At 44.2% G+C, this 24994-nt stretch carries 29 protein-coding genes; 26 read left to right on the forward strand and 3 right to left on the reverse strand.

Going from position 1 to position 24994, the window contains the following annotated elements; translation table 11 throughout:
• The first annotated feature begins 44 nt into the window (after window positions 1-44).
• The 11 genes from BLS23_RS06985 (at window position 45) to BLS23_RS07040 (ending at window position 11173) form a co-directional block, all read left to right on the forward strand.
• Complete coding sequence (locus BLS23_RS06985) at window positions 45-971, forward strand: ferritin family protein (protein WP_244157110.1); 927 nt, start codon at window positions 45-47, stop codon at window positions 969-971.
• Window positions 972-1850: 879 nt separating this feature from the next.
• Window positions 1851-2846 carry a biotin synthase BioB gene (gene bioB / locus BLS23_RS06995; RefSeq protein ID WP_406946301.1) on the forward strand — a complete coding sequence of 332 codons (996 nt, stop codon included), beginning with the start codon at window positions 1851-1853 and terminating at the stop codon, window positions 2844-2846.
• 147 nt (window positions 2847-2993) lie between these two features.
• Window positions 2994-4568 (forward strand): long-chain-fatty-acid--CoA ligase, encoded by a 1575-nt coding sequence (locus BLS23_RS07000; RefSeq protein WP_089651825.1) that lies wholly within the window; start codon window positions 2994-2996, stop codon window positions 4566-4568.
• A gap of 269 nt (window positions 4569-4837) precedes the next feature.
• Window positions 4838-5221, forward strand: a complete 384-nt coding sequence (locus tag BLS23_RS07005; RefSeq protein ID WP_089651826.1) for a rhodanese-like domain-containing protein — start codon at window positions 4838-4840, stop codon at window positions 5219-5221.
• Between the two features lie 12 nt (window positions 5222-5233).
• Window positions 5234-5596: a rhodanese-like domain-containing protein gene (locus tag BLS23_RS07010; protein ID WP_089651827.1), complete on the forward strand. Its 363-nt coding sequence runs from the start codon at window positions 5234-5236 to the stop codon at window positions 5594-5596.
• Window positions 5597-5699: 103 nt separating this feature from the next.
• Window positions 5700-5993 (forward strand): hypothetical protein, encoded by a 294-nt coding sequence (locus tag BLS23_RS07015; protein ID WP_089651828.1) that lies wholly within the window; start codon window positions 5700-5702, stop codon window positions 5991-5993.
• A 127-nt stretch (window positions 5994-6120) separates the two neighbouring features.
• Window positions 6121-6876 (forward strand): polysaccharide deacetylase family protein, encoded by a 756-nt coding sequence (locus BLS23_RS07020; RefSeq protein WP_244157111.1) that lies wholly within the window; start codon window positions 6121-6123, stop codon window positions 6874-6876.
• Window positions 6877-7073: 197 nt separating this feature from the next.
• Window positions 7074-8339, forward strand: a complete 1266-nt coding sequence (locus BLS23_RS07025; RefSeq protein ID WP_089651829.1) for an ammonium transporter — start codon at window positions 7074-7076, stop codon at window positions 8337-8339.
• Window positions 8340-8365: 26 nt separating this feature from the next.
• The gene (locus tag BLS23_RS07030) at window positions 8366-9331 is read left to right on the forward strand and encodes a DUF294 nucleotidyltransferase-like domain-containing protein (RefSeq protein WP_089651830.1); all 966 of its coding nucleotides are present in this window, start codon (window positions 8366-8368) and stop codon (window positions 9329-9331) included.
• Window positions 9328-10050 carry an exonuclease domain-containing protein gene (locus tag BLS23_RS07035; protein WP_089651831.1) on the forward strand — a complete coding sequence of 241 codons (723 nt, stop codon included), beginning with the start codon at window positions 9328-9330 and terminating at the stop codon, window positions 10048-10050. The genes BLS23_RS07030 and BLS23_RS07035 overlap by 4 nt, the downstream gene beginning before the upstream one ends.
• Window positions 10051-10126: 76 nt before the next feature.
• Window positions 10127-11173, forward strand: coding sequence for a PLL family lectin (locus BLS23_RS07040; RefSeq protein WP_089651832.1), 1047 nt, complete (start codon window positions 10127-10129; stop codon window positions 11171-11173).
• A 46-nt stretch (window positions 11174-11219) separates the two neighbouring features.
• Here BLS23_RS07040 and BLS23_RS21720 read toward each other — a convergent pair whose 3' ends face one another.
• A complete protein-coding gene (locus tag BLS23_RS21720; RefSeq protein WP_167356029.1) occupies window positions 11220-11357 on the reverse strand; it encodes a hypothetical protein in 138 nt (45 codons plus the stop codon).
• Between the two features lie 124 nt (window positions 11358-11481).
• Between BLS23_RS21720 and BLS23_RS07045 the strand changes: the two genes are divergently transcribed.
• The 4 genes from BLS23_RS07045 to BLS23_RS07060 all read left to right on the forward strand — a co-directional run bounded on the left by BLS23_RS07045 (window position 11482) and on the right by BLS23_RS07060 (window position 13662).
• Window positions 11482-11676, forward strand: a complete 195-nt coding sequence (locus tag BLS23_RS07045) for a hypothetical protein (RefSeq protein WP_089651833.1) — start codon at window positions 11482-11484, stop codon at window positions 11674-11676.
• A gap of 607 nt (window positions 11677-12283) precedes the next feature.
• Window positions 12284-12766, forward strand: coding sequence for an HIT family protein (locus tag BLS23_RS07050; protein WP_089651834.1), 483 nt, complete (start codon window positions 12284-12286; stop codon window positions 12764-12766).
• A complete protein-coding gene (locus tag BLS23_RS07055; RefSeq protein ID WP_089651835.1) occupies window positions 12759-13217 on the forward strand; it encodes a hypothetical protein in 459 nt (152 codons plus the stop codon). Before BLS23_RS07050 ends, BLS23_RS07055 begins: the two co-directional genes overlap by 8 nt.
• A 307-nt stretch (window positions 13218-13524) precedes the next feature.
• Window positions 13525-13662, forward strand: a complete 138-nt coding sequence (locus tag BLS23_RS07060; RefSeq protein WP_244157115.1) for a DUF3953 domain-containing protein — start codon at window positions 13525-13527, stop codon at window positions 13660-13662.
• Between the two features lie 58 nt (window positions 13663-13720).
• Here the strand turns inward: BLS23_RS07060 and BLS23_RS07065 are convergent, their stop codons facing one another.
• A complete protein-coding gene (locus BLS23_RS07065; RefSeq protein ID WP_089651837.1) occupies window positions 13721-14719 on the reverse strand; it encodes an LLM class flavin-dependent oxidoreductase in 999 nt (332 codons plus the stop codon).
• A 159-nt stretch (window positions 14720-14878) separates the two neighbouring features.
• Between BLS23_RS07065 and BLS23_RS07070 the strand changes: the two genes are divergently transcribed.
• The 6 genes from BLS23_RS07070 (at window position 14879) to BLS23_RS07095 (ending at window position 18840) form a co-directional block, all read left to right on the forward strand.
• Entirely contained in the window at window positions 14879-15364 is a 486-nt protein-coding gene (locus tag BLS23_RS07070; RefSeq protein ID WP_089651838.1) for a hypothetical protein, read from the forward strand.
• 328 nt (window positions 15365-15692) lie between these two features.
• Entirely contained in the window at window positions 15693-16385 is a 693-nt protein-coding gene (locus BLS23_RS07075; protein WP_089651839.1) for a DUF1538 domain-containing protein, read from the forward strand.
• Window positions 16382-17152, forward strand: a complete 771-nt coding sequence (locus BLS23_RS07080) for a DUF1538 domain-containing protein (RefSeq protein ID WP_089651840.1) — start codon at window positions 16382-16384, stop codon at window positions 17150-17152. The genes BLS23_RS07075 and BLS23_RS07080 overlap by 4 nt, the downstream gene beginning before the upstream one ends.
• On the forward strand, window positions 17106-17840 hold the full coding sequence (locus BLS23_RS07085; RefSeq protein ID WP_089651841.1) for a P-II family nitrogen regulator: 735 nt from the start codon (window positions 17106-17108) through the stop codon (window positions 17838-17840). The genes BLS23_RS07080 and BLS23_RS07085 overlap by 47 nt, the downstream gene beginning before the upstream one ends.
• Before the next feature lie 4 nt (window positions 17841-17844).
• Window positions 17845-18369 (forward strand): GNAT family N-acetyltransferase, encoded by a 525-nt coding sequence (locus tag BLS23_RS07090; RefSeq protein WP_089651842.1) that lies wholly within the window; start codon window positions 17845-17847, stop codon window positions 18367-18369.
• A 75-nt stretch (window positions 18370-18444) separates the two neighbouring features.
• A complete protein-coding gene (locus BLS23_RS07095; RefSeq protein WP_089651843.1) occupies window positions 18445-18840 on the forward strand; it encodes a hypothetical protein in 396 nt (131 codons plus the stop codon).
• A gap of 37 nt (window positions 18841-18877) precedes the next feature.
• Here the strand turns inward: BLS23_RS07095 and BLS23_RS07100 are convergent, their stop codons facing one another.
• A complete protein-coding gene (locus tag BLS23_RS07100; RefSeq protein ID WP_089651844.1) occupies window positions 18878-19063 on the reverse strand; it encodes a hypothetical protein in 186 nt (61 codons plus the stop codon).
• 320 nt (window positions 19064-19383) lie between these two features.
• On the opposite strand from BLS23_RS07100, the gene BLS23_RS07105 reads away from it, so the two are divergent.
• The 5 genes from BLS23_RS07105 to BLS23_RS07125 all read left to right on the forward strand — a co-directional run bounded on the left by BLS23_RS07105 (window position 19384) and on the right by BLS23_RS07125 (window position 24986).
• Window positions 19384-20664: an ABC transporter substrate-binding protein gene (locus tag BLS23_RS07105; protein ID WP_089651845.1), complete on the forward strand. Its 1281-nt coding sequence runs from the start codon at window positions 19384-19386 to the stop codon at window positions 20662-20664.
• 113 nt (window positions 20665-20777) lie between these two features.
• Complete coding sequence (locus tag BLS23_RS07110; RefSeq protein WP_089651894.1) at window positions 20778-21686, forward strand: carbohydrate ABC transporter permease; 909 nt, start codon at window positions 20778-20780, stop codon at window positions 21684-21686.
• Window positions 21683-22516: a carbohydrate ABC transporter permease gene (locus BLS23_RS07115; protein WP_089651846.1), complete on the forward strand. Its 834-nt coding sequence runs from the start codon at window positions 21683-21685 to the stop codon at window positions 22514-22516. Before BLS23_RS07110 ends, BLS23_RS07115 begins: the two co-directional genes overlap by 4 nt.
• Window positions 22517-22595: 79 nt before the next feature.
• Window positions 22596-23609, forward strand: coding sequence for a LacI family DNA-binding transcriptional regulator (locus tag BLS23_RS07120; RefSeq protein WP_089651847.1), 1014 nt, complete (start codon window positions 22596-22598; stop codon window positions 23607-23609).
• Window positions 23610-23639: 30 nt separating this feature from the next.
• Window positions 23640-24986: a GH1 family beta-glucosidase gene (locus BLS23_RS07125; RefSeq protein ID WP_089651848.1), complete on the forward strand. Its 1347-nt coding sequence runs from the start codon at window positions 23640-23642 to the stop codon at window positions 24984-24986.
• Window positions 24987-24994 lie beyond the last annotated feature (8 nt).

The raw sequence follows: 24994 nt of genomic DNA on the forward strand, positions 1-24994 counted from the left end.
TTTCATAGGATAGGTTGATGACTTCTAAAAGGAGGTTGGATTCATTGTATCGGAATCAGTATGGATATACATTCAACCCTTATGGATATGATGGTTACTTTCGCATCCAAAATGACCAATCACTAGTAAAAGATGTGGAAAAAGCGATTAACGGCGAGTACAGTGCGATTGCCTGCTACAATAAATTGGCCGATTTAGCCCCTACACAGCAGGCAAGACAGCAGATTTATGAGGTTCGTCAGGATGAAATCCGTCACTATGAGGCCTTCAGCAATATTTATAAGCAACTGACAGGAAAACAACCATCCCCGAAAATCACTGAACCGTGCCCCGATCAATACATGGATGGGATAGAAGCAGCGTTTGTCGATGAACAAAAGACAACAGACTTTTATTATGAAATCGAGCGGAAAGCACAGGATCTTTCCATCAAAGAAACGTTTCGCCAGGCGGGGGCTGATGAACAGAACCATGCCGTTTGGTTTCTGTATTTTCTTTCATTCCCTCAAAGGGATCATTTTCAGGTAAGGCAACAGGATTATGGGGCGGCAGGTGCCTTGAGCGCTTCTTCATTAACCTTCGCAGATATGTTGACGTATGCCATCCAGGATGAATATCTTGCCCAAGCCCGTTATGAAGATATTAGGCGGGAATTTGGCGATATCCAGACATTCGTCCGAATTCAGGAAGCGGAGAAACGCCACATTTCTGCCCTGAATACACTTTTCACAAGATATCAAATCCCTATACCATCCGATGACGCGAGTCAGTATGTAAGCACTCCTGACAGTGTAAAAGCGGCGTATGCAGCTGGTGTTCAGGGGGAAATTGAAAACATATCCATGTATGAAAAGTTTTTATTGTATGATTTGCCAGAGGATGTGAGAACTGTTTTTACACAGTTAAGGAATGCATCATTGAACCACCTCGCAGCCTTCCGTCGTGGCCTTGCACGGTTTGAGGAATCATAAGAGCTGCATGACAGCTCTTTACATACGTCCCTGTAAAGTGTTATTCAACTATCTGGCAGGATTGTGTAAGACTCAGTTTCGAGACTTTTGTGTAAGTGGATGGGGCTGCGGGGAATGACTCGCTTTCCGTGGGAGCGCGGTGAGCCTCCTCGGACTGCGTCCTGTGGGGTCTCACCAAGCACTTTTTTGCCTCTTAGATATCCAGTTCCGGCGCCTAGCGGCTAGTGAGACTTCCCTCGCTTCTGTACGATAAGTCAACATCGAATCACTCCGTTCTTCGTGTTTCCTTTATCTCCGCCAGCTCAGTCCAGTCCATACGCCGCTGATCGAGGCGCCTGCACACTTAAAGTAGGAGACTCACCATTCCCCTCCGCCCCTTTATCATGTGAGTGTCTCGAAACCACTTCTCGGAAACTCTGCTTGTATGTTCAAAAGAATTGGTCACATAAAACTCCCCCCTAGCGGTCATTACGAGCGTGAAGTCTTGATATATAGCGCTTTTCGCCTGTTTCTTAGTGTGTATGGAAGACGGCCCATTTTGGTATAGGGGTTCGTTTCTCTCCTGCACGGGATGGGGTGGTTGGGAAGCTGCGAGACTCCCGGGGGAGAAAGGAGATAGGCGAGATCCCGCAAGGCGATAGCCTGAGGAAGCTCGCCACTCCCCCACAGGAAAGCGAGTAGCTTCCCAGCCGCCCCTGACGCTCAATCCCAACAACGAACCCCGAAACACCTCGAAACTGAGTCTTAAAGAATAGGGAGCTTATATGGAACATTTATAGCAAAATTGAATCGTGATTTTTCTGATGGGTTATGGTATTCTGAATCTAAATGTTAACCATTTATTTTATAGGTTAACTAAGTGAGACATCAGAAAGGGGAATCTGTATGTGGAGTCATCTAGTGGAAAAATCGTTGAATGGAGAAGAAATTACAGATCAGGAAGCGTTTGAAGTGTTGAATTGTCCAGACGATGAACTTCTAAACTTATTACACCAAGCTTACCAAGTAAGAAAGGCACATTATGGCAACAAAGTGAAACTGAATATGATCGTCAATACGAAGTCCGGCTTCTGCCCGGAGAACTGTGGGTATTGTTCGCAGTCCAGAGATTCGAGTGCCCCCATTCAAAAATACCGGATGATGGACAAGGACACCATCGTAAAAGGAGCTGAAAAAGCCTCTAAAATGGGGTCGGGGACTTACTGTATCGTGGCAAGTGGTCGAGGTCCATCAAAACGTGAACTTGATATCGTCACATCTGCAGTAAAAGAAATCAAAGAAGCCTATGATATGAGAGTTTGTGCGTGTCTGGGTTTATTGAAAGCTGAACAGGCGGAGCAATTGAAAGACGCGGGTGTGGACCGCTACAATCATAATATCAATACTTCAGAAAATCATCATGATGAAATAACTACAAGTCATACATATCATGACCGGGTAGGGACAGTGAATCATGCGAAAGAGGCTGGCATTTCGCCTTGCTCCGGAGTCATCGTAGGGATGAAAGAGACGAAGCGGGACGTGATCGATATGGCACGTGCTTTGAAAACTCTTGATGCAGACTCCATTCCGGTGAACTTTTTACATGCCATTGATGGAACAGCTTTAGAGGGGACGGATGAACTCTCACCTTCCTATTGCTTGAAAGTCCTTTGCTTGTTCCGTTTCATCAACCCAACGAAAGAAATACGTGTCTCCGGAGGTCGTGAAGTGAATTTAAGAAGCCTTCAGCCATTAAGCTTGTATCCTGCAAATTCTATTTTCATCGGTGATTACTTGACGACGGATGGTCAGGAGAGTACGGAAGACCATCGAATGATCGAGGATCTTGGATTTGAAATTGATGTTGTTAATGAAGATAAGGTGATGATGTGAAAAACTGCTGAACGGCAGTTTTTTCTTTTGCGATAAAAATCATCTGTTTGTGTACACAATATCCAGGCTTCTATTGATATAGTACAGGTTTGCAATTAGAATAATATGTAAGCGCTTAATAATTTTTATAAAGGGAGAGGGTATCCGATGCATGTTCCATTGATTTTGACAGAGTTTCTGGACAGGGCGGTACAGTTGTATGGAGAGAAACCGGCGATCATTGATGAGGATTGGACACTGACTTACCGCGAGTTGAACGCTCGGGTTAACCAGTTATCAAGAGGGCTTGAATCTTTAGGTGTGAAGAAAGGGGACAAGGTGGCTTATCTTGCTCCGAATTCGACGGAAATGCTTGAAGGATTCTACGGTGTCTTTCAGTTGGGGGCTGTAATGACCCCGTTGAATACTAGGTTGAAGCCGGCGGACTACCGTTTCATTTTAGAGCACAGTGAAAGTAAAGTGCTTCTCGTCGATCATACTCTCCTGCCGTTAGTGCAAGAGGTTGTGCAGGACCTTCCTTCTATAGAGAAAGTGATTGTCCATGGAGATCCATCCAAGGAAGGGTATGAGTCATGGCTGTCCCAGTTTTCACCCGATCGTTTTGAACGGGTGGCGATAGAGGAGACAGATATTGCTTCTTTACTTTATACGAGCGGAACGACGGGAAATCCTAAAGGGGTATTGTTAAGTCATCGGTCCAATTACCTCCATGCTTTATCATCCATGCATCACTTAAGGGTTTCGGATCAGGATACTCTCCTCCATGTCCTGCCAATGTTTCATGTGAACGGATGGGGATCTCCTTTTTATTATACGGCGAACGGTGCTACACAAGTGATGCTTCGCAAAACAGATCCACAATTAATCGTAGAAAAAGTAGAAAAACACAAAGTGTCCGTGCTACATATGGCGCCGACCGTGTTAAACATGGTCATTGGGGCGTACGAAGAGAAGCAGCCATCCATTGACCATGAGGTAAGAGTCGTGATTGCAGGTTCAGCCCCTCCGCCGGCATTTGTCCGTAAAGTGGAAGAAGACTTGAAATGGAAATTCGTCCAGGTGTACGGCATGACAGAAATCTCACCACTGATTACTACATCGGAACTTCGGTCGATGGATGTGGATCGACCAGCGGAAGAGCGTTATCGCTTGAAAGCGAAAGCTGGTTACAGCATGATCGGCAGCCAGGTGAAGGTCGTGGATGAGTTGGGAGAAGAAGTTCCGAGCGATGGAACATCTATTGGGGAAATCGTAACAAAATCAAACAATGTGATGGAAGGGTATTATAAAAATGTCGAAGCGACCCATGAAGCTATAAGAGATGGATGGCTTTATACGGGAGATATGGCAGTGGTTGATGACGGAGGGAATATTGAAATTGTCGACCGCAAGAAAGATGTAATCATCAGCGGAGGAGAAAACATATCTTCCATTGAAGTGGAAGCGACCTTATATGAACACCCATCCATACTTGAAGCGGCTGTCGTTGCTGTTCCAGATGAAAAGTGGGGAGAGGTACCCCATGCGGTAGTGGTAGTGAAAGAAGGAGAAACTCTCTCAGAAGAAGAAGTGATCCTGTTTTGCCGTGAGAAACTGGCTCACTTCAAAGCACCAAAAAGCGTTACTTTTATCGAAGAATTACCGAAGACAGCGTCTGGAAAGATTCAGAAAGTCGTCATTCGGAAGAAGTTTTGGAAAGACCAGAATCGAATGGTCAATTAAAGAAGGTTCAATTAGCCTAAAGCCGACGCTTTAGGCTTTTTTGTTTTGGAATTAATAAAATGCTCCTAGCTGCATAAACGTGTGAGGAAAATTGGGATGTGGTGCCACATTCGGATCCAACAGCTGGACACTTACGGATAAGCCCTTATTCTGGAAAAAAGACTCAAATTCTGCTTAAATGTTCATTGGAAACCAGAAGTTTAATTGTTGACATAAATACCTCATAGGGTATAAAATGTTTTTAGTTCAAGACATAAAGGAGGAACATCATGTCATTTGTAATGATTGTAACGTTAGTCGTAGGAGCGGGGCTTTTTCTTCTTCACCGATATCTCCCGGTCTCTCACGTGAAAAAAATGAACATGTCCGAAATAACTGCAAAAAATGATGGCATGGTCGTTCCCGTTGATACGAGGGATTATCAAACATCATCTCATGATAAAATGGAACATGCTGTTTGTCTGCCACTGGCTTATTTAGAAAGACATCATCAAGATATACCACAGCGTCCGATTGTTTTGGTTTGTTCAGATGAAGTTGAAAAGAATTTGGCAGCGAGACTGCTGAAGAGAAAAGGGTATGAAGTAATTGGTTATACCATCCCGGCTAAACACCAGGAATGTCGGGCGATGCCATGTATGATTGAAAAATAAGGGGTGAAACAAATGGAAGCTATCCTCCCATGGGGAATCGGATTGTTACTCGGTTGGTTCATAATTAAAAAGCTTTTACCAGTAAAAGGTGTTCAAAATATAACCGTCCAGGAAACACAGAAGCGTCTGAAAGAGAAAAATGTGCAATGGATTGATGTCCGTACGCCTGGTGAATATCGAGCGAATCATAAAAAGCCATTTAAAAATGTACCTCTCTCTGATATTGCGAAGCGATCTGGCGAATTGGACCGCAATAAAGAGATCGTTTTAATATGTCAAAGCGGGATGAGAAGTATGAACGCAGCGAAAGTATTGAAAAAGCAAGGGTTTGATAAAATCACCAACGTTAAAGGTGGCATGAGCGCTTGGGGGTGAACAACATTCCCTCACGAAAAAAGATCAGTGGAACTGGTCTTTTTTATTTTTCTGAAACTTACCTTGAAGCCTGCTCGTACTTGTAGGTGACAGGGGTGATGATATGTTATGGGTATATATATTTATTGGAGCTGCCGGTATTGGATTGTTCGTTCTGTTTAATTGGTTGATGGGTTACCGGAAAGGCCATATACAAATTGATTTTGATGAGAGGTATATCGATCATCAGGAATATGTCCAGGCAATTGAAAAAGAATTGAGTGAAAGAGGACACACTGTTCGTTATGAAGGTAATCACACTTTTATCGTGGACGAAAAACCGTACGTCTTCTTTGAAAGGAATGTACCCATTGGTGGAGTTCCATTGCAACGGACGATATTGAAACCGGAAAAATAATGAAATCTAAAACCAGTTCCTACAGGGGACTGGTTTTTGTATTGTGTGGAGGCACTTTCCGTTTTTTAGCTGGGATAAGAGAGCTTTTTACCCGCAAACTAATGAAAAAAGGAAAGGGGTGTTTCATTTGAAAACATTCACCCTATATCTTTTGATTGGTCTATGTATTTTCCATATGAATATTGTAAGCGTTTACGCTAAGAACCACCCTCGGAATTATTATGAAGAACAAGGGACGGCGATTTGGGATGTACCCATTTCATCAAAGTATATAGCCATCACTTTTGATGATGGTCCAAGTTCAGAGTACACGCCGGAAATTTTGGACATTTTACAGGAGCATAACGCGAAAGCTACCTTTTTTGTAGTTGGATCAAGGGCTCAGGAGAATCCGTCGATCATCAAGTCGATGGTGAAAAGTGGTCACGAGCTTGCCAACCACAGTTTTCATCACCCGGACTTTACAGGAATAACAAAAGAAGAGCTGATCCATGAAATGGACAACACATCAGAAGTTCTTGAAAGTTTGACAGGTGCCCCGCCGAGGCTGTTTCGTCCACCTGGAGGCGTCTATAACGACATTATTGTCAATACGGCTAATGAAGAAGGGTATATGGTGGTCATGTGGTCCTGGCATCAAGATACGAGAGACTGGAAAAGCCCCGGCGTCCATAATATTGTAAAAACCGTATTGAACAATACGAGGAATGGGGATATTGTCCTTTTTCACGATTTTGGAGGCGATCGTTCACAGACGGTTGAAGCATTAAAGCAGATTCTCCCTAAACTGAAAGAAGAAGGCTATCAATTCGTAACTGTCTCGGAATTGCTTCAAAAACATACGAAATACAACCTTCTGCATGGAGTCAACGGTGTAGATTGATCCCTGATCCCAAACTTTTGGGATCTTTTTTTGTCTTTAAAAAGACTAAGGTGAAGGGGTTTTTAGCAACTTAAGAATCTTTGATCATACCTTATGTTAAGAAACCTGACATTTATAGTTGTGTAAATATTGTGACTTTGATACAATTCTTAATAACATAAGATGTTATAAAATCTAACATAAGGGGAGTTAAGAGAATGGATGCTACTTTTTTGATGAACAATCTTTGGATCATCGTCTGTACAATCCTGGTTCTATTGATGCAAGGGGGCTTTATACTGCTTGAAGCAGGGTCGACACGTATGAAAAACGCCGGCCATATTGCAGGAAAGACGGTTTTTACTGTAGGCATTGTTTCTGTGGTATTCTGGGCATTAGGATACGGACTGATTTATGGTGAAGGAAATGGATTTATTGGCTTTTCTAATTTCTTTTTCGGGGATGCAACAACGATGGGGGAAGGCTTAGCTGGTTCCACAGATTTCCTTTTTCAGTTGGCGTTTGCAGCCATTGCGATGACGATTGCTTTTGGTGGTTTTGCTGAGAGGGCAAAACTGGTCGCCTACGTTATTTTCGCTATTTTATTCTCTGTACTCGTTTATCCTGTTATTGCTCACTGGATCTGGGGCGGCGGCTGGTTAGGTGAACATGGAAAACAGGACTTTGCCGGTTCAACGGTTGTCCACTTGACGGGTGCCATGGCGGCTTTAGCGGCAACGATCATTTTGAAACCTCGGATTGGAAAATACAACAAAGATGGTTCTTCTAATGAAATTGCCGGCCATAACCAGGTGTTTACAGCATTAGGTGTCCTCCTCTTATGGGTCGGCTGGTTCGGATTTAATGCAGGAAGTACGTTCGGGGTAGCGGATGCGTTCTTTGGTTATGTAGCCCTTAACACCCAATTGGCAGCAGGTGCTGGTGCCATCGGTGCGATGCTGATGGTTTGGGCAGTGACTGGAAAAGCAGATGTACCGACAACGTTGAATGGTGCCCTTGCCGGTCTTGTTGCGATTACAGCTTCTTGCGCTTTCGTTGAACCTTGGGCAGCCGTTTTGATTGGCCTGATCGGTGGTGGAATTGTATTCTTCAGCATGCGTTTCTTTGATAAAAGGAAAATTGATGATCCGATTTTTGCTCTCTCCGTCCACGGTGTCGTGGGTGTATGGGGAACGTTGTCCAATGGGTTGTTCGCAACCCCAGAGCTTGCCTCTGTGGGTCGTCCCGGCCTGTTTTACGGTGGTGGATTTGAGCAGCTATGGGTGCAGACGCTCGGAGTTGTAAGTAGTGGGTTGTATGCGTTCATCGTTTCATTCATCATTCTGAAAATTATGGATAAAGCAATGGGTGGTCTTCGTGTATCAGAAGAGGAAGAAATCATGGGTCTTGACTTAAGTGAACACGGCGGTTATGGATACCCTGAAAATTTGACGCCTCCACAAAAGACAAAATCAGGAGCGTAAAGACGTAATCATAAAGGATGGAATGGATGTTTAAAACATATGAAGAAATCAGAGTATGGCGAGAAGAGATGATTGAATCTGTATGTGATGATCATTTGCAGTTGAATGCTTTTCACGATCAATTGATCCACCATACTTTCCATCTGGCAAAAGAAAAAGTTGAACGTGAGCAGGGGGAGCCTCCTGCTCCTTTTGCATTTTTTCTGATGGGGAGTGCAGGAAGATATGAGCAGTCGCTATGGAGTGATCAAGATCATGGGATTCTGTTTGATGGGGACGAGAAACATCAGGATTATTATTTATCGCTGGGAGAAGAAATCAGAGAAGGAATGGCCATCGTCGGTTATGAACGGTGTGAGGGGAATGTGATGGCTTCGAATCCTCTATGGTGCCAACCCGTAGACGTATTCGTCCTGCAGATCTCCGAATGGTTGAGGGAAGCAGACTGGCAGTCCCTCCGGCATTTTCTTATTTTCTTTGATTCTAGAGTGTTGGTAGGGGAGTCAGAACTGTTGCTAAAAGTCAAAGAGACTTCTTTTGCGGTGATTGATGAAGAACCAGGGCTTTTGACAAGGTTGATGGATAATGTCAATTACGTAAAAAAGGGTGTGGGAGTTTTCGGGCAGCTGCTGCCGGATTACAGTGGAGAGAAAAAAGGTCATTTCAATCTAAAACAGACAGTCTATTTTCCATATATTAATGCTTTGAGGATCCTGTCCCTTTTTCAACATGTCACCAATTCTTCAACGTTATCAAGATTTGAAGCGCTGCGTTCCCTATATCCCTCTCTTTCTGAATATGAAAATGGTTTTCGACAATTCCTTCAGCAAAGGTTGAAGCTGAAAAAAGAAGCTGAAAATTATCAGCAGGTCCACGTAATCAAAGTGGAACAGTTATCAAAAGAAGAAAAACAGCAATTGAAAAAGCAGGTCAAAAGCGCTCAAAAACTATATCAAATGGCGAAAAACATCATTAAAGAGGGTCGAACATGAACCCTTTTGTACAATTTGTTAAAGATCTGTCCGGGAAAATCGGTGGTGGGCTTTCTTCATTGAATCAAAATGATCCATCCAATATGGCGTACTTAAGGAACCTGGAGAGAGAGATGAAGAACGAGAATACTCTTGACCTTCCTTTTGATGATTTGAGTATTACGGTTTTCGATTTGGAAACGACCGGCTTTTACCCATACAACGGCGACCAGATTTTATCCATAGGGGCTGTGAAAGTGAAAGGAGAACAAATTGTCGATAGCCACACCTTTTATACTTTGGTCGGTACAGATGCTACGCCATCTCAAGAGATTGCATCCTTGACTGGAATTACAAGGGAAATGATCGAAGACGCACCTCCCCTTCGCGATGCTTTGAAGAGCTTTTATAATTATGTGAAGGCGGACTTGCTTGTCGCTCACCATGCCAATCATGAAAAGCAATTCATGAATCATGCCACATGGATCGCCTTGAGAAAAAGGTTCCAGCATAGAATCGTCGATACAGCCTTTTTGACGAAGATTCTTCATAAACAGCAAGGGCTGACGACGCTAGATGAATGTTGCGAGCATTATGGGATTGATATAAAGAGACGTCACCATGCGCTTTATGATAGTTTGGCGACCGCTGAATTATGGATGTTTTGCATAAAAGAATTAAAGAAAGAAGGGTTTACGAATTTGAGCGAGATCTATGCAAGGATCGCCACGATGGAATGAGCGTCTAAACCTTTTCATGTTTTTCTTTTTTCAGCATAAAATTGATAGGACAGCATGAAGGGGGGATGACAGCATCATGTATCCATACGGACCTTATTATTATGGTTATGGGGGGCCGCCGGATTCTTATGGATATAGGGGTTACCCTATGGAAGGTAATGCCCTGTATCCATACACTCCTTATCAACAGGGCTATTATGGGCAGCCGGCTTACCAAGCTTATCCTTATCAGGTAAATAGGTCATTCAATCCTCAGAGGGACAGTTGGAAGAGGTGGGAAGACCTCGGATCACCTCTAAGAGGTTTTAGAGGGTCGCCGACTGTTTCATCATGGCAGGCAAATCGGTTGGATTGCTTTGTCAGAGGCAGTGATAACCGTCTGTGGCATAAATGGTGGAATGGCTCAAGATGGCAGGAGTGGGAAGACTTAGGTGCCCCTCGTGGAGGAGTAAGAAGCTCGCCCGGGGCTGTATCCTGGGGGCCGAATCGAATTGATTGTTTTGTAAGAGGTACGAATGAACGGATGTGGCACAAATGGTGGGACGGTTCAAGATGGAGAGAATGGGAAGATCTCGGTTCGCCACCTCCTGGATTTGATGGATCACCAGCTGTATCCTCCTGGGAGAGGAATCGCCTTGACTGTTTCGTTCAGGGAGACGATAACAACCTGTGGCATAAATGGTGGGATGGTTCCAGGTGGAGACAATGGGAAAACCTCGGTGCGCCAAGAGGAGGCGTCCGGAGTTCTCCGACAGCTGTATCCTGGGGGCCGAATCGAATTGATTGTTTTGTCCGGGGAAGAAATGATGTCATGTGGCACAAGTGGTGGAACGGAACACGCTGGAGTGAGTGGGAAGATTTGGGGTCACCAAGAGGTGGATTTGATGGTGCTCCTGGTGTTTCCTCCTGGGCACAAAATCGTCTGGATTGTTTTGTGCGTGGGGACAATAATCAGCTATGGCATAAATGGTGGGACGGTAGACAATGGAGAAACTGGGAGAACCTTGGTGCCCCAAGAGGGGGCGTGCGCTCTTCGCCAGCTGCTGTATCATGGGGAAGAAACCGGATTGACTGTTTCGTCCGCGGTGCGAATGACCATATGTGGCATAAATGGTATTCATAATAGATCAAATAAAATCCTGAGGAATACTCCTCAGGATTTTACTGTTTTATTCATTCGCTCCAGGTCCTTGCTTGGGACGATTCTTATTGGTGCGGTGGCCGACTTCTTCTTCAATCGGCAGGCTTTCTTTCGGTGTTTTATTGTTCGTTTTCGCTGCGTTCATTTGTGACGTTCGTTTTCCCATCAACATCTACCTCCTCTTATGGGCATAGTTTGTATATAATGAAGAGAGGTAAAACGAGGAAATTTTTTCTTTCATGAAACCTTCCATTAATAAGAATCGTAGGGATAATGGGGAGGTGACCCGTTTGAGACAATGGTTGAAAAGCAAGAGAGAAGTATTGAAACGACGCAGACAAAATGCTGATAAATCCAGTATTTTTGATTTTTTGTTTGAACTATTGCTTTGGTTACCTGAGCTGATCATTTTCCCCATCCGAATGGTCGTCTGGTTATTGAAAGGGCTCGGAAGGTTGATCGGTCTTATTTCCGATTTCAATTAATATTGGATATGGCAGGATTGTTGAAGACTTGATTTCGAGACTTTTGTGAGAGTTTAGGGGCTCCGGGAAAAGGTTCGCTTTCCGTGGGCGAGTGATGAGCCTCCTCGAGCTAACGCTCTGCGGGGTCTCATCTACCACGCACTTCCCACAGGAGTCTCACCGTTTCCCTCCGCCCCTTTACCCTATGAGGTTCTTGAAATCCCTCTAATAGTAACCTGCCGAGTTCTGTAAGGAAGCCTAGCCCACTCACGCCGTTATAGAGTCTTTTTAACCATAGATCCTGCACGAATAAGGCGTAGGAACAGGGTCTGGGAAACGTCCGCATGAAAAGCGAATGGAGAAACGAACGTGTGTGTTTTTTTACAAACGGATTCAAAACACCGCAAATCGTCGTTTCCCTGACCCCGTATCCATGGCCAGGAATTCTCTTTTATGATTTCAACTAGTCAAGACTTCCTTTAAGGATGAGCGGTATGTGCTCCTTGCGCTCCCGCGGAAAGTGAGCTATCCCCGCAGCCCCCATCCACTCAACAAAAGCCTCGAAACGGAGTCTTCAAGAATAGGGAGCTTATATAATATAAACGGAAAAGTGAAAAGGGGGAATGACATGCGTACGATAATATTATCGAATGGTGACACGGTGGAAGTGGACTGTCTCAGTTGTGCCTTAACCAGTGGAGAAGTCGAACCTGAAGGGGGAGTCATTGCGGAAACAGAGCATTTCCACGCACACCAGGATGTGGCTTATCCAATCAGAGGGTTAGTCATCGTAGCATCTAAACGGCATATCAAAGGCCTTGATGAGTTGACGGAACAAGAACAACGGGATTATATCACGTTCATAACGAAGATAAGAAAAGCGCAAAGGAAAGTTTTAGGGATTGAGAATGTGTATTATTTCTATAACGAAGACACGACCCACCACTTCCATTTATGGATGGTGCCCCGTTACGACTGGATGTATGAATTCGGACGCTCGGTGGAATCGGTTCGACCCGTTTTACTTCATGCGAGGAAAAATAAAAACGAATGGGATCATACAAAAGTTTTGGAAGGCATTCGCTTGTTAACAGAGGTGCTGAATGAATAGGGACATCCTCATATTCTTTTTCGTGCTTCTTTTTTTAAGTGTAACGGTTCAAGCTTCCAGTCCGTTTGTTACAAGCGAGGAAGGGGCAGTCGGTTATTATTATCAAGTTACCAAAGCGGAAAATACATACACATGGTTGATTGAAGGAAAAGACAATATACAGACCGTGATAGAAACAGAAGAAAATGAAGATCGTCTTCAATCATTCCGGACAGGTGTAGAAAATGCAAACAGTCATTTGTCTACTCTCTGGATTACGGGCGTGTTTTTTATCATCGTCTCAACTCTCACCCTTTACCTATTCAATAAGCGCAGTCATGTGGTTAAGGAATCTTTACCGGTCATCATCGCAGCTTTGTGTGTTCCGATTTACATATTGTTTACAATTTCCATTGAATTGAGTCATGCGTTGAATGACGCGGAATATTATTTTCAATCGCTTATAAAATAGGGGGGATATGATGTACAGCATTTCTATGGTGCTCTTTACATTTTTCGTTTGTTTAACGATTAGTTCTGTCTTCAATATTTTGTTCAAGACTACGAGAAGGTGGGATTGGGCTGTTTCAATATTGTTGAGTGCCGTGCTCGCTCTGTTTCTTGTAGGGTTTATGGGAGGTTGAAGTGAAAAGGGGAGGTGGGATGATACTCGGTCACGTCTGCGTAAGTTAACAATCATACGATTTATTTTTGGATTGCTTGTATTAAGTTTGAGCGGCTATGGTTTATGGACAGAGGATTTTCGGGTTTTGCCGGTCATGTTATTGATGTTAGGTTTTTTGATGTTTGTTACAGGAATGGTTGAAATCCAAAAGCGTAAAGGAGCCTATTCGATTCTTCATTTTCTTACCGCTACAGGCGTCTTTATCTATCTTTTTTATACATATGTCATATAAAAGGGAAGTCCCTCTGGCTCGCAGAGGGACTTCTTTTCTATAATGAATGCTTTCTCAATCATTCATTTATTATCTCAGAAATAATTTCATAGGAGCGCAAACGCGCGCTGTGGTCGTAGATTTGTGAAATGACCATCATTTCGTCAGCTTCGGTTTCTGCCTGGAATTTCTTTAATTGTTCTCTCACTGTCTCTTTACTTCCTATAATCGATGCGCCAAGTTGTTGTCTTAGTGCAGCCTTTTCTTGTGCTGTCCACACTTCATCCATGTTATCAACCGGTGGCTGGAGCAGATGATTCGTATTTCTTACAAGATTCAAGAATTGTTGCTGCAGGGACGTAGCCAATCTTTCTGCTTCTTCATCCGTATCTGCGGCAATGACATTGACGCCTACCATGACGTAAGGTTCATCAAGTACTTCAGAAGGCTGGAAACTAGAACGATACAAGTTCAAGGCGCCGCGCGTGTTGTTCGGTGAAAAGTGGCTGGCAAAAGAAAACGGCAGTCCGAGTTGGCCTGCAAGTTGTGCGCTGAATCCACTAGAGCCGAGCAGCCAAACCGGAATGTCCAGGCCTTCTCCTGGAATCGCGCGAATATGATGATCTCCGGCAAAATAGCCCCGTAATTCATCTAACATCGCGGGAAACTCATTGGGATCAGAGTCTAAGTTTCTCCGTAAAGCCCGAGCTGTCATTCCGTCTGTTCCTGGGGCACGTCCAAGGCCTAAATCCACACGTCCGGGAAACAGAGTTTCAAGGGTGCCGAATTGTTCTGCGACAATGAGTGGAGCGTGATTCGGAAGCATCACTCCGCCTGAACCGACACGGATGGAGTTCGTATTGTGCAGCACATGACTGATGGCGACGGATGTTGCGGAACTCGCGATAAAAGGCATGTTATGGTGTTCAGCCATCCAGTACCTTGTGAATCCCCACTTTTCAACATGTTGAGCAAGATCCACCGTATTTCGGAAAGAATCCGCCGGTGTTCCTCCCTCAATTACAGGGGCAAGGTCGAGGACCGAGAATTTTGTATTTGCTAAACCTTGTACAGACATAGGATAACCTCTTTTCTATTTCACTTTATAATAAGTGGGCAATATAACCCTTTCCTTCGTATGACATCACTTATCATATCAGCTATATTTCGTGTCTCAAAATAATCTGTTTGAAACTTATTCCATGTTCAGACGTCTATTTTCGAAAGGAGGGAGACGATGCGGCAAATGTTGATTACTCTCTGTTGTTTACTTTTCCCGTTTTTCTATTTATCTACAACGGTTACAGCCACTTCATGGGCCTACCCTTTTGTCGTCTATGACGGTTTCATTTATGTTGTTGAAGAAGAGACGGTAGAAGTGCAAGTGGAAGAGAAGATTGGAGAAGTGACCGCTTATTCGGATATGCACCAGTATGAAGGGAATTTTTCGAATGTTTTTGAAAAAGGGACGGCCTATTATAAAATCGTCGACCATCCTGCCACACAAGTAATTGCCGTTGAGGAACGAGAGGGCGTATTTAGAAGAGCGGAACGGGAAGCTCCCTATACCTACGTGAGTGAAGGGGAAGCAGGAGCGGATTCTTTTCTTGAAAAAGGAAAACCGGTGGAGCGGAACGATCTCGTCATTGGAACATTGCTATTTGTGTGCTTTATCATCTTCATCGGTGGGGCTGTCTATCTTTTTCAACGTAGTGGGACGTGATTATGTGCACCTGCCATGTAGTTTGGATGAACGCCGCGAAGGAGGATGACTTTGCTCAAACATTTGAAGTCCTTGTTTACACGAAAGTCTTGTGTGATCTGTAAGAAGAAGCCTGTGGACCCTAAGTCGTATGATGATGATGAAGGAGAAACGGTGTTCGTTTGCAGGTCATGTATCCCTTATGCTGAACGGAGGGTCGTGAGAAAAAGGTAAGTCTATGATCTTGATCATGATTACAGGCTTTTGATGATATAATGAATACAGAAAAACTTTTTAGAAACGGAACATCTTTATACAAGCTCCTCAACTCTTTCCTAGGAGGCTTTAGATGGACAATATTAAAGAGACGTTTCTTGAAGTCGTCCTCTCCATACTCCCCATCACGATTGTCATTACCATCCTTCAATTCACTTTAGTCTGGCTTCCGTTGGACATGTTCTTCCAATTTCTCATCGGCGTAGGGATGGTCGGGGCCGGCTTGGTGTTGTTTTTGCTCGGAGTCAATATCGGGTTGTTACCGATTGGAGAAATGATCGGCTCTGCGTTGTCTAAAACGAAGAGAATCTGGCTGATCGTTTTTTTCGGATTTCTTTTAGGTCTTGTAGTGACCATAGCGGAACCTGATGTCCGTGTGCTTTCCTCTCAGGTGGATCAGGTCTCTGGTGGACAGATCCCTATGGACATTCTTATCCTTTCCGTTGCGATCGGGGTAGGGGTGTTTGTCGCCCTCGCCATGTTCCGGATTATCTTCAGTATCAACATTGTTTACTTGCTTGCAGGGGGTTATGCTATTGTCTTTCTCCTGGCGGCCTTTACACCGAGTGTTTTCGTCCCGATATCCTTTGATGCCGGCGGAGTGACCACAGGCCCGTTGACGGTGCCGTTTATCCTTTCACTCGGTGTCGGTGTGGCCGCTGTCATGCGTGGGAAATCCTCATCCGGTGATGGGTTTGGTCTTGTCGCCTTAGCTTCGATAGGTCCGATTTTATCTGTTCTCCTTTTAGGGGTGATTTATGGGTGAACATCAAAATTTTCGAAGGCTTCTGGCACGTCCTGTTTGATGTTGCGACAGCGCTCATTCCATTATTCTTCTTATTCCTTCTCTTTCAACTTGTTTTTCTTAAGCTGCCATGGGAAAAGTTACAGGACATCCTGGTTGGCTTCATTTTGACTTATGCAGGTCTCGCTCTATTTTTGCAGGGGGTCCATATCGGCTTCTTACCTGTTGGCAGCATGATGGGTGAGAAACTGGGAACCATTGAAAACACTTGGCTGCTTGTACCCATCGGTTTTGTCCTGGGCTTTGTCGCCATTTATGCAGAGCCCGCGGTCAGTGTGCTTACACACCAGGTTGAGAAAGTCTCCGGTGGCTATATCCCACAGAAATTATTGCTCTATACACTTTCGTTTGGCGTCGGTCTTTCGATCGCTCTTTCCATGGTACGCATTTTGATCGGTATACCGATATGGTATTTTGTTGTCCCTGGTTATCTGTTCGCCTTGATTATCGTTCGGTTCTCAAATAAAACATTCACTTCGGTCGCATTTGACTCTGGTGGAGTAGCCACAGGCCCGATGACCGCTACTTTTATACTGAGTCTATTCGTAGGCATTGCCTCTGTCACAGAAGGACGTGATCCGCTTTTGGACGGCTTTGGAATGGTGGCTCTCGTTGCTTTGGCCCCGATTATTTCCGTCCTAACCCTAGGCGTGATCTACAGGAGAAAGGAGCAGGAGCAGTATGACAAAGAACAACTCCGGACAAAAGCTCATAGTAACGATCGTTAAAAAAGAGAAAGCAAAAAAAGTCGTCCATGCATCGACTCTTGCAGGTGCCCAGGGGGGAACGACCTTTTTTGGTAAAGGTTTCAGAATGGATGAAAAGAAGCGTTTTCTCGGCATACCAGTAGAAAGGGAGCGGGAAGTTATCTTAACCCTCGTTTCCAATTCCATTTATGAATCGGTCATGGAAGCTATCATCCAAGCAGCAAAATTGAACCGACCGAGGCACGGCATAGGATTTGTCCTCGATACGAAAAATATCAGCGGCATCAATCATATGATCGGACTGGGACTTGAACCAGAACAAAACGCAAGTGAGGATGTGATGCAGATGGAAAAGCAGAAGCAGAAATTATCCTATGATCTGATTGTGACAATCGTCAATAAAGGGGATGCGGAAAAAGTCGTAGACGCCTCTAAAGAGGCAGGGGCAGAGGGCGGTACCATCATCACAGGACGAGGTACAGGTATACATGAAAAAGCGAAACTTTTTAATATATTAATTGAACCCGAAAAAGAAGTGGTGCTGACATTGATCGTGAAAGAAAAGTGTGATGGAGTCCTGCGTGCGATTGAACGAGGAGCAAGACTCGATGAGCCGGGCAGAGGGATTGCCTTTGTGCTGGATGTCGAACGGACGGTAGGGATCAACCATCTATTGAATCAACAATGGAGTGAAGAAATGAAGGAGTGAAAGCATGCAAATCAGAGCAGAACAGAAAGAAGACTTCCCAACCATTGAACTGGTCATTTTAAAAGCATTTGAGAACGCGGAAATGAGTGACCAAACCGAACATCAACTCGTTGGCCGGTTGAGAGATTCTGATGCCTATATCCCTGAACTTTCTCTTGTGGCAGAGGAAAAGTATGAAATCTTAGGTCACATCATGTTAACGAAGATAAGCATAGGTGAAGAAGAGTCTGTGAAATCCTTGGCACTCGCCCCAGTTTCTGTTCTTCCTTCTTATCAAAATCAAGGGATAGGCAAGTCGTTAACGGAGCACTCTTTGGAAAAAGCGAGGGAGTTGGGTTATGAATCTGTCATTGTCCTTGGACATCCAGGATATTATTCCAAATTCGGTTTTCAACCAGCCTCCCAGTACGGAATAACAGCCCCTTTCGAAGTTCCTGATGAAGCTTTCATGGCCTTGGAGTTGAAAAGAGGGGCGTTAGAAAAGGTTTCAGGAACCGTCCATTATTCCCCGGAATTTTCACAAGAATAAAGGGTCTTACGGAAGATCAGGAGTCTCATCATTTTAGGATGATCGACAGCGTTCAGGTCATAAGGGGGAGAGAAGTTGAGGAAGTTTCTCATTTTTATGTTTGGGATGTTTGTCCTTCTTGCAGGATGCAGTTCTGAAAAAGAGAAGCTGATGGATGAGATAACCTCAGAAGTGGAAGGGCGTTATAGTGTTCTCGCTTTTAAGAGTGAAAAGGATTCTGGAGAAGCGTTCCAAAACGAAATCAACCAGAGGTTCAGTGATCCTGAAGTATGGGAGAACAGGCTCTATTCCTTCAACATCCTAAAAAGAGTGCCAGATGAACCCTATGATTACAAGAAACTATTGAATATCGAGGAGTTACCGCAATTTATCGTTTTAGATACGGAGGAGATTGTTTTCCGCACGGCCCATATTGAGGACTTGGAAAGCTTTTTGCTCGGTGACGGTCAACATTCTTCTCATGAGCATTAAAAAAACGGAAGCTGAAGGGCTTCCGTTTTTTGTGATTTTAAAAAGGTTTCGTATGTTTAGGGTCTGCTGATTTCTGGGCAGCTCCTTGGTCGTAATACATTTCTTCAAAGGCTTCTTTGTTTTCATTTGCCATATTGACATGAGGCTGAGCTTTTCTTTTTCGGGCGAAGTAGATGGATAGGCCAATCAATACAATCGGAATCAATAGTAAGAGCCATAACATGTTTCGTTCCTCCTCAATGTTTTTGGCTTACAGTAACCCTATTCCCCTTCTAGCCGCTTTCATGCTGTTTATGACAAGAAATCCGTCTAAGGAACTGCTCCATGTAATAAACGAAATAAATCCTTCATAAGAAATTTAAGGAAACCGGTTTACTAAAAAACACGATTAATTGTGAAAAAATTTAAAAAAACCATTGAAAACGGATACATTTGTCGATATAATCAAGCTAACCTAATAAATCGATTGATTTTTTTTAAACATCAACGAAACCGGTTTCGTTGATGTGGGGGGAAGAGAAATTAGGCAGGAATACGAAAGGAATGGTGAAAGTGAAAAAGAATTTATCTGTCGTTATGTTGTTGGTCTTATCGATGTTTCTTTATGCGTGTAGCAGTGGCGATGAAGAATCGGCTTCAGGCGAAGGCAAAGTCACTTTGGATTTCTGGGTTTTTGGTGCGACGAACTATGAGGCGTTAGCAGAGGAATATGAAAAAGAAAATCCAGACGTAACCATTAATATTAAAAACTCTGAATTGGGCGACCACCACGATAGTTTGTTCACGTCCATTTCAGCGGGCACAGGCGCTCCGGACTTGACGATGATCGAGGTCGATCAGCTGGACCGTTACCGTGAAGCGCAAGATCGTTTTGTAAACTTGTATGACTTAGGTGCCGAAGAAATACAAGATCAATACTTAGATTGGAAATGGAAGATGGCTGAAAATGGAGAAGGAGATTTCTTGTTCGGTTTACCGACAGACATAGGACCGAAAGCGATGTACTTCCACACAGAAGTATTCGAAGAAGCGGGACTACCGACAGATCCTGATAAAGTCAGTGAAATGATTTCAACTCCTGAACAATTTAAAGAAGCAGCGACAACCGTTTTAGATAAAACAGGAAAACCAATGGTAGACAGTATGGAAATGGCGTTCCGTGCAAACATGGATGCTCTTGAAGTCAGCTACTTCAACCGTGATGGTGAACTATTGATCGGTGAAGCAGATAACGGGGTAAAAGAAGCTTATGATTACGCTGTAGACCTCCACGAACAAGGTGTTGTAGGATCATTCGAAATGTGGACACCGGAATGGGCGAATGCCTTGAACCAAGGTGGGTTTGCTGTTGAGATGGCTCCTGCTTGGTTGAAAGGTTACATGACAGAAAACGCACCAGAAGGCGCAGGTAAGTGGAGAGTGACGACACTTCCAACAGACTTTGCCGGAAACTGGGGAGGTTCTTATGTAGCGATTCCTTCTGAAACGAAACATAGTGAAGAAGCGTACAAATTCGCTAAATGGATGCTTTCTCCTGAAAATCAATTAGAGTCCTTCGTAGAAAGTGGTTTGTTCCCATCTGCTCCAGAAGTGTACGAAATGGAAGAATTCGTGAACAACTCTGATGAGTATTTCGGCGGACAGAACACAGCTGCTTACTTTGCAGAAGCGGCAAAAGAAATCCCTGAAGTGTACAAAGGACCGAAATATGTAACCGTAAACAATGAAGTGTTGACAGCTCTTAGAAATGTTCAAGAAGGCGCAGATCCTCAAGAAGAATGGGAAGCAGCCGTTGAACGTATTGAAGGTTTAGTGAGTCGCTAAAGGTTTAAGGGCTGGATGGATTCCATCCAGCCCTCCTACATAAAGGAGGGAATAGAGTGGAGAATGTACAAAAACGTCAGCATGCTTCAAAAGTAAAGAAATCCACTACCCAAATGTCTGAAAAGAAAAAAGATATGCTGTCTGGATATTTATATATTGCACCTTTTTTCATCATTTTTGGAATCATAGGTCTTTATCCAGCTGTTTTCAGTATCGTATTGGCCTTCCAGGATTGGAATGGCCTCGGAGAAATGGACTTTGTAGGGTTGAACAACTTTGTTGTCGTCCTTCAGGATCCTTTGTTTTGGAAATCCCTGTATAACACCGTCATCATCGGCTTAATGGGGACAGCACCACAATTGATCGTCGGAATTATTTTGGCCTACTTCCTGAACATGGCCGTCATCCGTTTCACGAACTTTTTCCGTGTGACGATCTTTATGCCGTACATCACGTCCATGGTAGCCGTCGCGTTAGTATTCGGTGTGTTTTTCAGTAGTAGTGAGACGGCTTTGGCTAACTATGTAATCGGTCTATTCGGGGTGGATCCTGTCAGCTGGAAAACGTCCGAATGGGGTGCGAAAATCGCGATTTCCTTGATGGTTTTCTGGCGATGGGTCGGTTACAACACGATCATCTATCTAGCAGGTTTGCAAAGTATTCCGAAAGATTTGTATGAAGCAGCAACCATCGACGGTGCTGGCAAGGTTCAGCAATTCCTTCACATTACCATTCCAATGCTGAAACCATTCATCATCCTGACGGTTTTCATGTCTACCGTAGGTGCCTTGCAATTATTCGCGGAACCAGCGGTATTCTTAGGTTCATCCGCCTTCAACCGTGATGAAGCAATGACTGTTGTTATGTATCTTTATCGTGACGCCTTCAACTTAGGTTCGTTTGGTACAGCATCAGCGACAGCTGTATTATTGCTCATCATCATCGTCGGTGCCGCAGCATTGAATACGTGGTTGACTTCTGGAGTCGGTCGTAAGCAGAAAAGGAGGGCGTTTACGAAATGAGAAAGTCTAAAGGATTGAAAAAAGGGACGCTTCCCGTTTACATCATCTTATGGATCGCTTCCATTTTATCGATTTTTCCATTCTATTGGATGTTTGTTATGGCGACTCAGCCTAGTGCCGCTTACAACTCGATCCCTCCGACACTCTTGCCGGGTGATCAACTTGTAAATAACTTCATGAAAGTCCTGGATACGATTCCATTCTTTCAGGCGATGTGGAATACGATCCTTTTATGTACCACAGTAACCCTCGCTGTATTATTGATCAGCTCTTTGGCTGGATTCGCATTTGCGAAGTTCGAGTTCCCAGGTAAAAACTTTTTCTTCATCCTGATTTTATTGACTATGGTCATCCCTCCTCAGCTGGGATTGATTCCACAGTTCTATCTCGTTTCCCAATTAGGATGGTTGGATACGTTACTTGGGGCAGGAGTGCTGTTCCTGCTTAATCCATTGGGCATCTTCTTAATGCGCCAATACATCAGTGAATCTGTACCGGACGAACTGATGGAAGCAGCGAAGCTTGATGGTTGTTCGAACTTCAGGATTTTCCGGAGCATTGTGCTTCCGATCATCAAGCCTGCCTTTGCAACATTAGGAATCATCGTATTCACCCTTGTATGGGGAGAATTCTTATGGCAGTTCACCGTTTTACGTGACCCGGCATCCTACACATTGCAAGTAGCGCTCGCATCATTGAACAACGCGTTCCGTGTTGACTTCGGTATGCTGCTTTCCGGCGTATTCTGGGCAACTGTTCCATTGATCATCATCTTCTTGATTTTCAACCGCTGGTTCATTTCAAGCATCACAGAAGGGTCGATCAAGTAAATCTATGCCATCCACTCGTAATTGTTGATACAATAGATGGTAATCACAGAGCGGCTAGCTTTTAAGGAGAGAACAAGATATGGATTTAACAATACGTGACATCGCAAAAATGGCAGGTGTTTCTCCAGCCACTGTTTCTAAAATCATCAACAATTATGGAGGCATCAGTGAATCGACGCGAAAGAAAGTCTATAAGATTATCGAAGATACAAAATATCAACCGACGTTTTCAGCCAAATCTCTGGCTACGAAAAAATCGAATCTGATCGGCTTGATTTATGCCGGTAAGATCAATGTTGATTTCACTCACCCCTTTTTCAATGAGGTCGTCAATTCATTCAAGAGAGCAGTAGGGGCTTTAGGTTACGACTTGCTGTTATTCTCAAATGAAAAATTTTATAAAGGGGAAAGCAAGTACTTGGAAAGGTGTAAGCATTTCCATGTTGATGGATGCCTGGTCATCGCCGGTGATGAAATTGAAGAGGCTGTCCATGACATTGCGAAAAGCGAGATTCCTTGTATCGGGATTGACTTGAAGCTGGAAGGTCCGAGATCCAGCTACATTATGACAGACAACGCAAAAATCGGTGCGAAAGTCGTCGAGTATCTTTATTTGAACAAAGTCCGCAACATCGCCTACATCGGAGGAAAGCAAGATTCCCTCGTATCAAGTATCCGGAATATCGGCTTTATTGATGCCATGAACCAATTCGGACTTACGATCAACAAAGACTGGATCTATTACGGCGACTTTTTCGAAGAGAGTGGATATGAAGGAATGAAGGAAATTCTGAAAGGAGACCGGCTTCCAGAAGCGGTTTTCGCAGCTTCCGATATGATGGCCCTTGGCGCATTAAAAGCCATGAAGGAAGAAGGATTGTCTGTTCCTGAAGATATCCAATTGATTGGCTGCGATGATATTGAAGCTTGCCGGTACAGTGATCCACCACTGACGACTGTAAAGCAAGACAAACAAAAACTAGGAAAACTAGCGGCGTATATGCTTGAAGACTTGATCAAGGACGATCACGACATCCAGGATGTCAAAGTGGACCCAGAGCTGGTCCCACGAGCATCTACCAAAGAACGCTAGACTCCTAAAGATTAACTGGAGGTAAAGGCAATGACAACGATTCAATTTCCTGACAAATTAAAATGGGGCGCAGCGACTGCTTCCTACCAGATTGAAGGAGCCGCAAAGGAAGGAGGACGCACCGCATCGATTTGGGACGTGTTCTCCCACACCCCTGGCAATGTAAAGAACGGGGATCATGGCGATCACGCGTGTAACAGTTACCATATGTATAAAGAAGATGTGCAGCACTTGAAGGATCTCGGTGTCGACTTGTATCGCTTCTCGATTTCATGGTCCCGCGTCATCCCTGATGGGACAGGCGAATTGAACCCAGAAGGCGTTGAGTACTACCGCAACTTGATTCAGGAGCTGATTGATAACGGAATTGAGCCGATGATTACGCTCTATCACTGGGATCTTCCTCAAGTACTGCAGGAAAAAGGCGGATGGGAGAACCGCGAAACAACAGAGGCGTTCTTGTCCTATGCGAATGCAATGTTCGAGGAGTTCGGCGGCCAGGTGAAAAAGTGGTTGACGATTAATGAACCATGGTGTGCATCCTTCTTATCTAACTATCTAGGCATCCACGCACCAGGAAAAACGAGTTTGCAAGCAGCGGTAGATGTTTCCCATCACTTGATGCTCGCTCACGGAAAAGCGGTGCAGTCGTTCCGCGACCTTGTACCGGATGGAGAAATCGGGTACGCACCAAATGTCGGTTGGCTTGAGCCTTACAGTCCGAATCAAGAAGATATCGATGCATGTAAACGTGGGATGATGTGGCAGAAAGAATGGTTTATGGATCCTGTGTTCAAAGGTACATATCCAGAAACCCTGGTGAAACTTTTCGCTGAGCATAACGCGACCTTGAACATCGAAGAAGGAGACCTTGAAATCATCTCCCAGCCAATCGATATGATGGGAATCAACTATTATACAGGAAGTCTCGGCCGCTATAAAGAAGACGAAGGGTTGTTCCAAGTCGAGGAAATCGCTCTTGATGAACGCCGCACCGATATCGATTGGCCGATCTATTCGGAAGGTTTTTATAAAACCCTTACGGACCTTCATCAGACGTACGGGGATGTTCCGATTTACATTACAGAAAACGGCGCCTGCTATAACCATGGCGTAGAGGAAGATGGAAAAGTGCACGACAAAGAGCGCGTAGATTACCTCAAACAACACTTGACCGCTTTGAACCGTGCAATGGAAGCAGGCGTGCCGATCGTCGGGTATATCGTCTGGTCCCTTCTTGACAACTTTGAATGGGCGGAAGGATATGAGAAGAGATTTGGAATCATTCATGTGAATTTCGAGACGTTCGAGCGTACTAGAAAAGATAGTTACTACTGGTACAAAGACACCGTAGAGAACCACAAGTTTGAAAGATAAAATTTTTT

It is taken from the genome of Halobacillus aidingensis, from assembly GCF_900104185.1.
Taxonomy (GTDB): domain Bacteria; phylum Bacillota; class Bacilli; order Bacillales; family Halobacillaceae; genus Halobacillus; species Halobacillus aidingensis.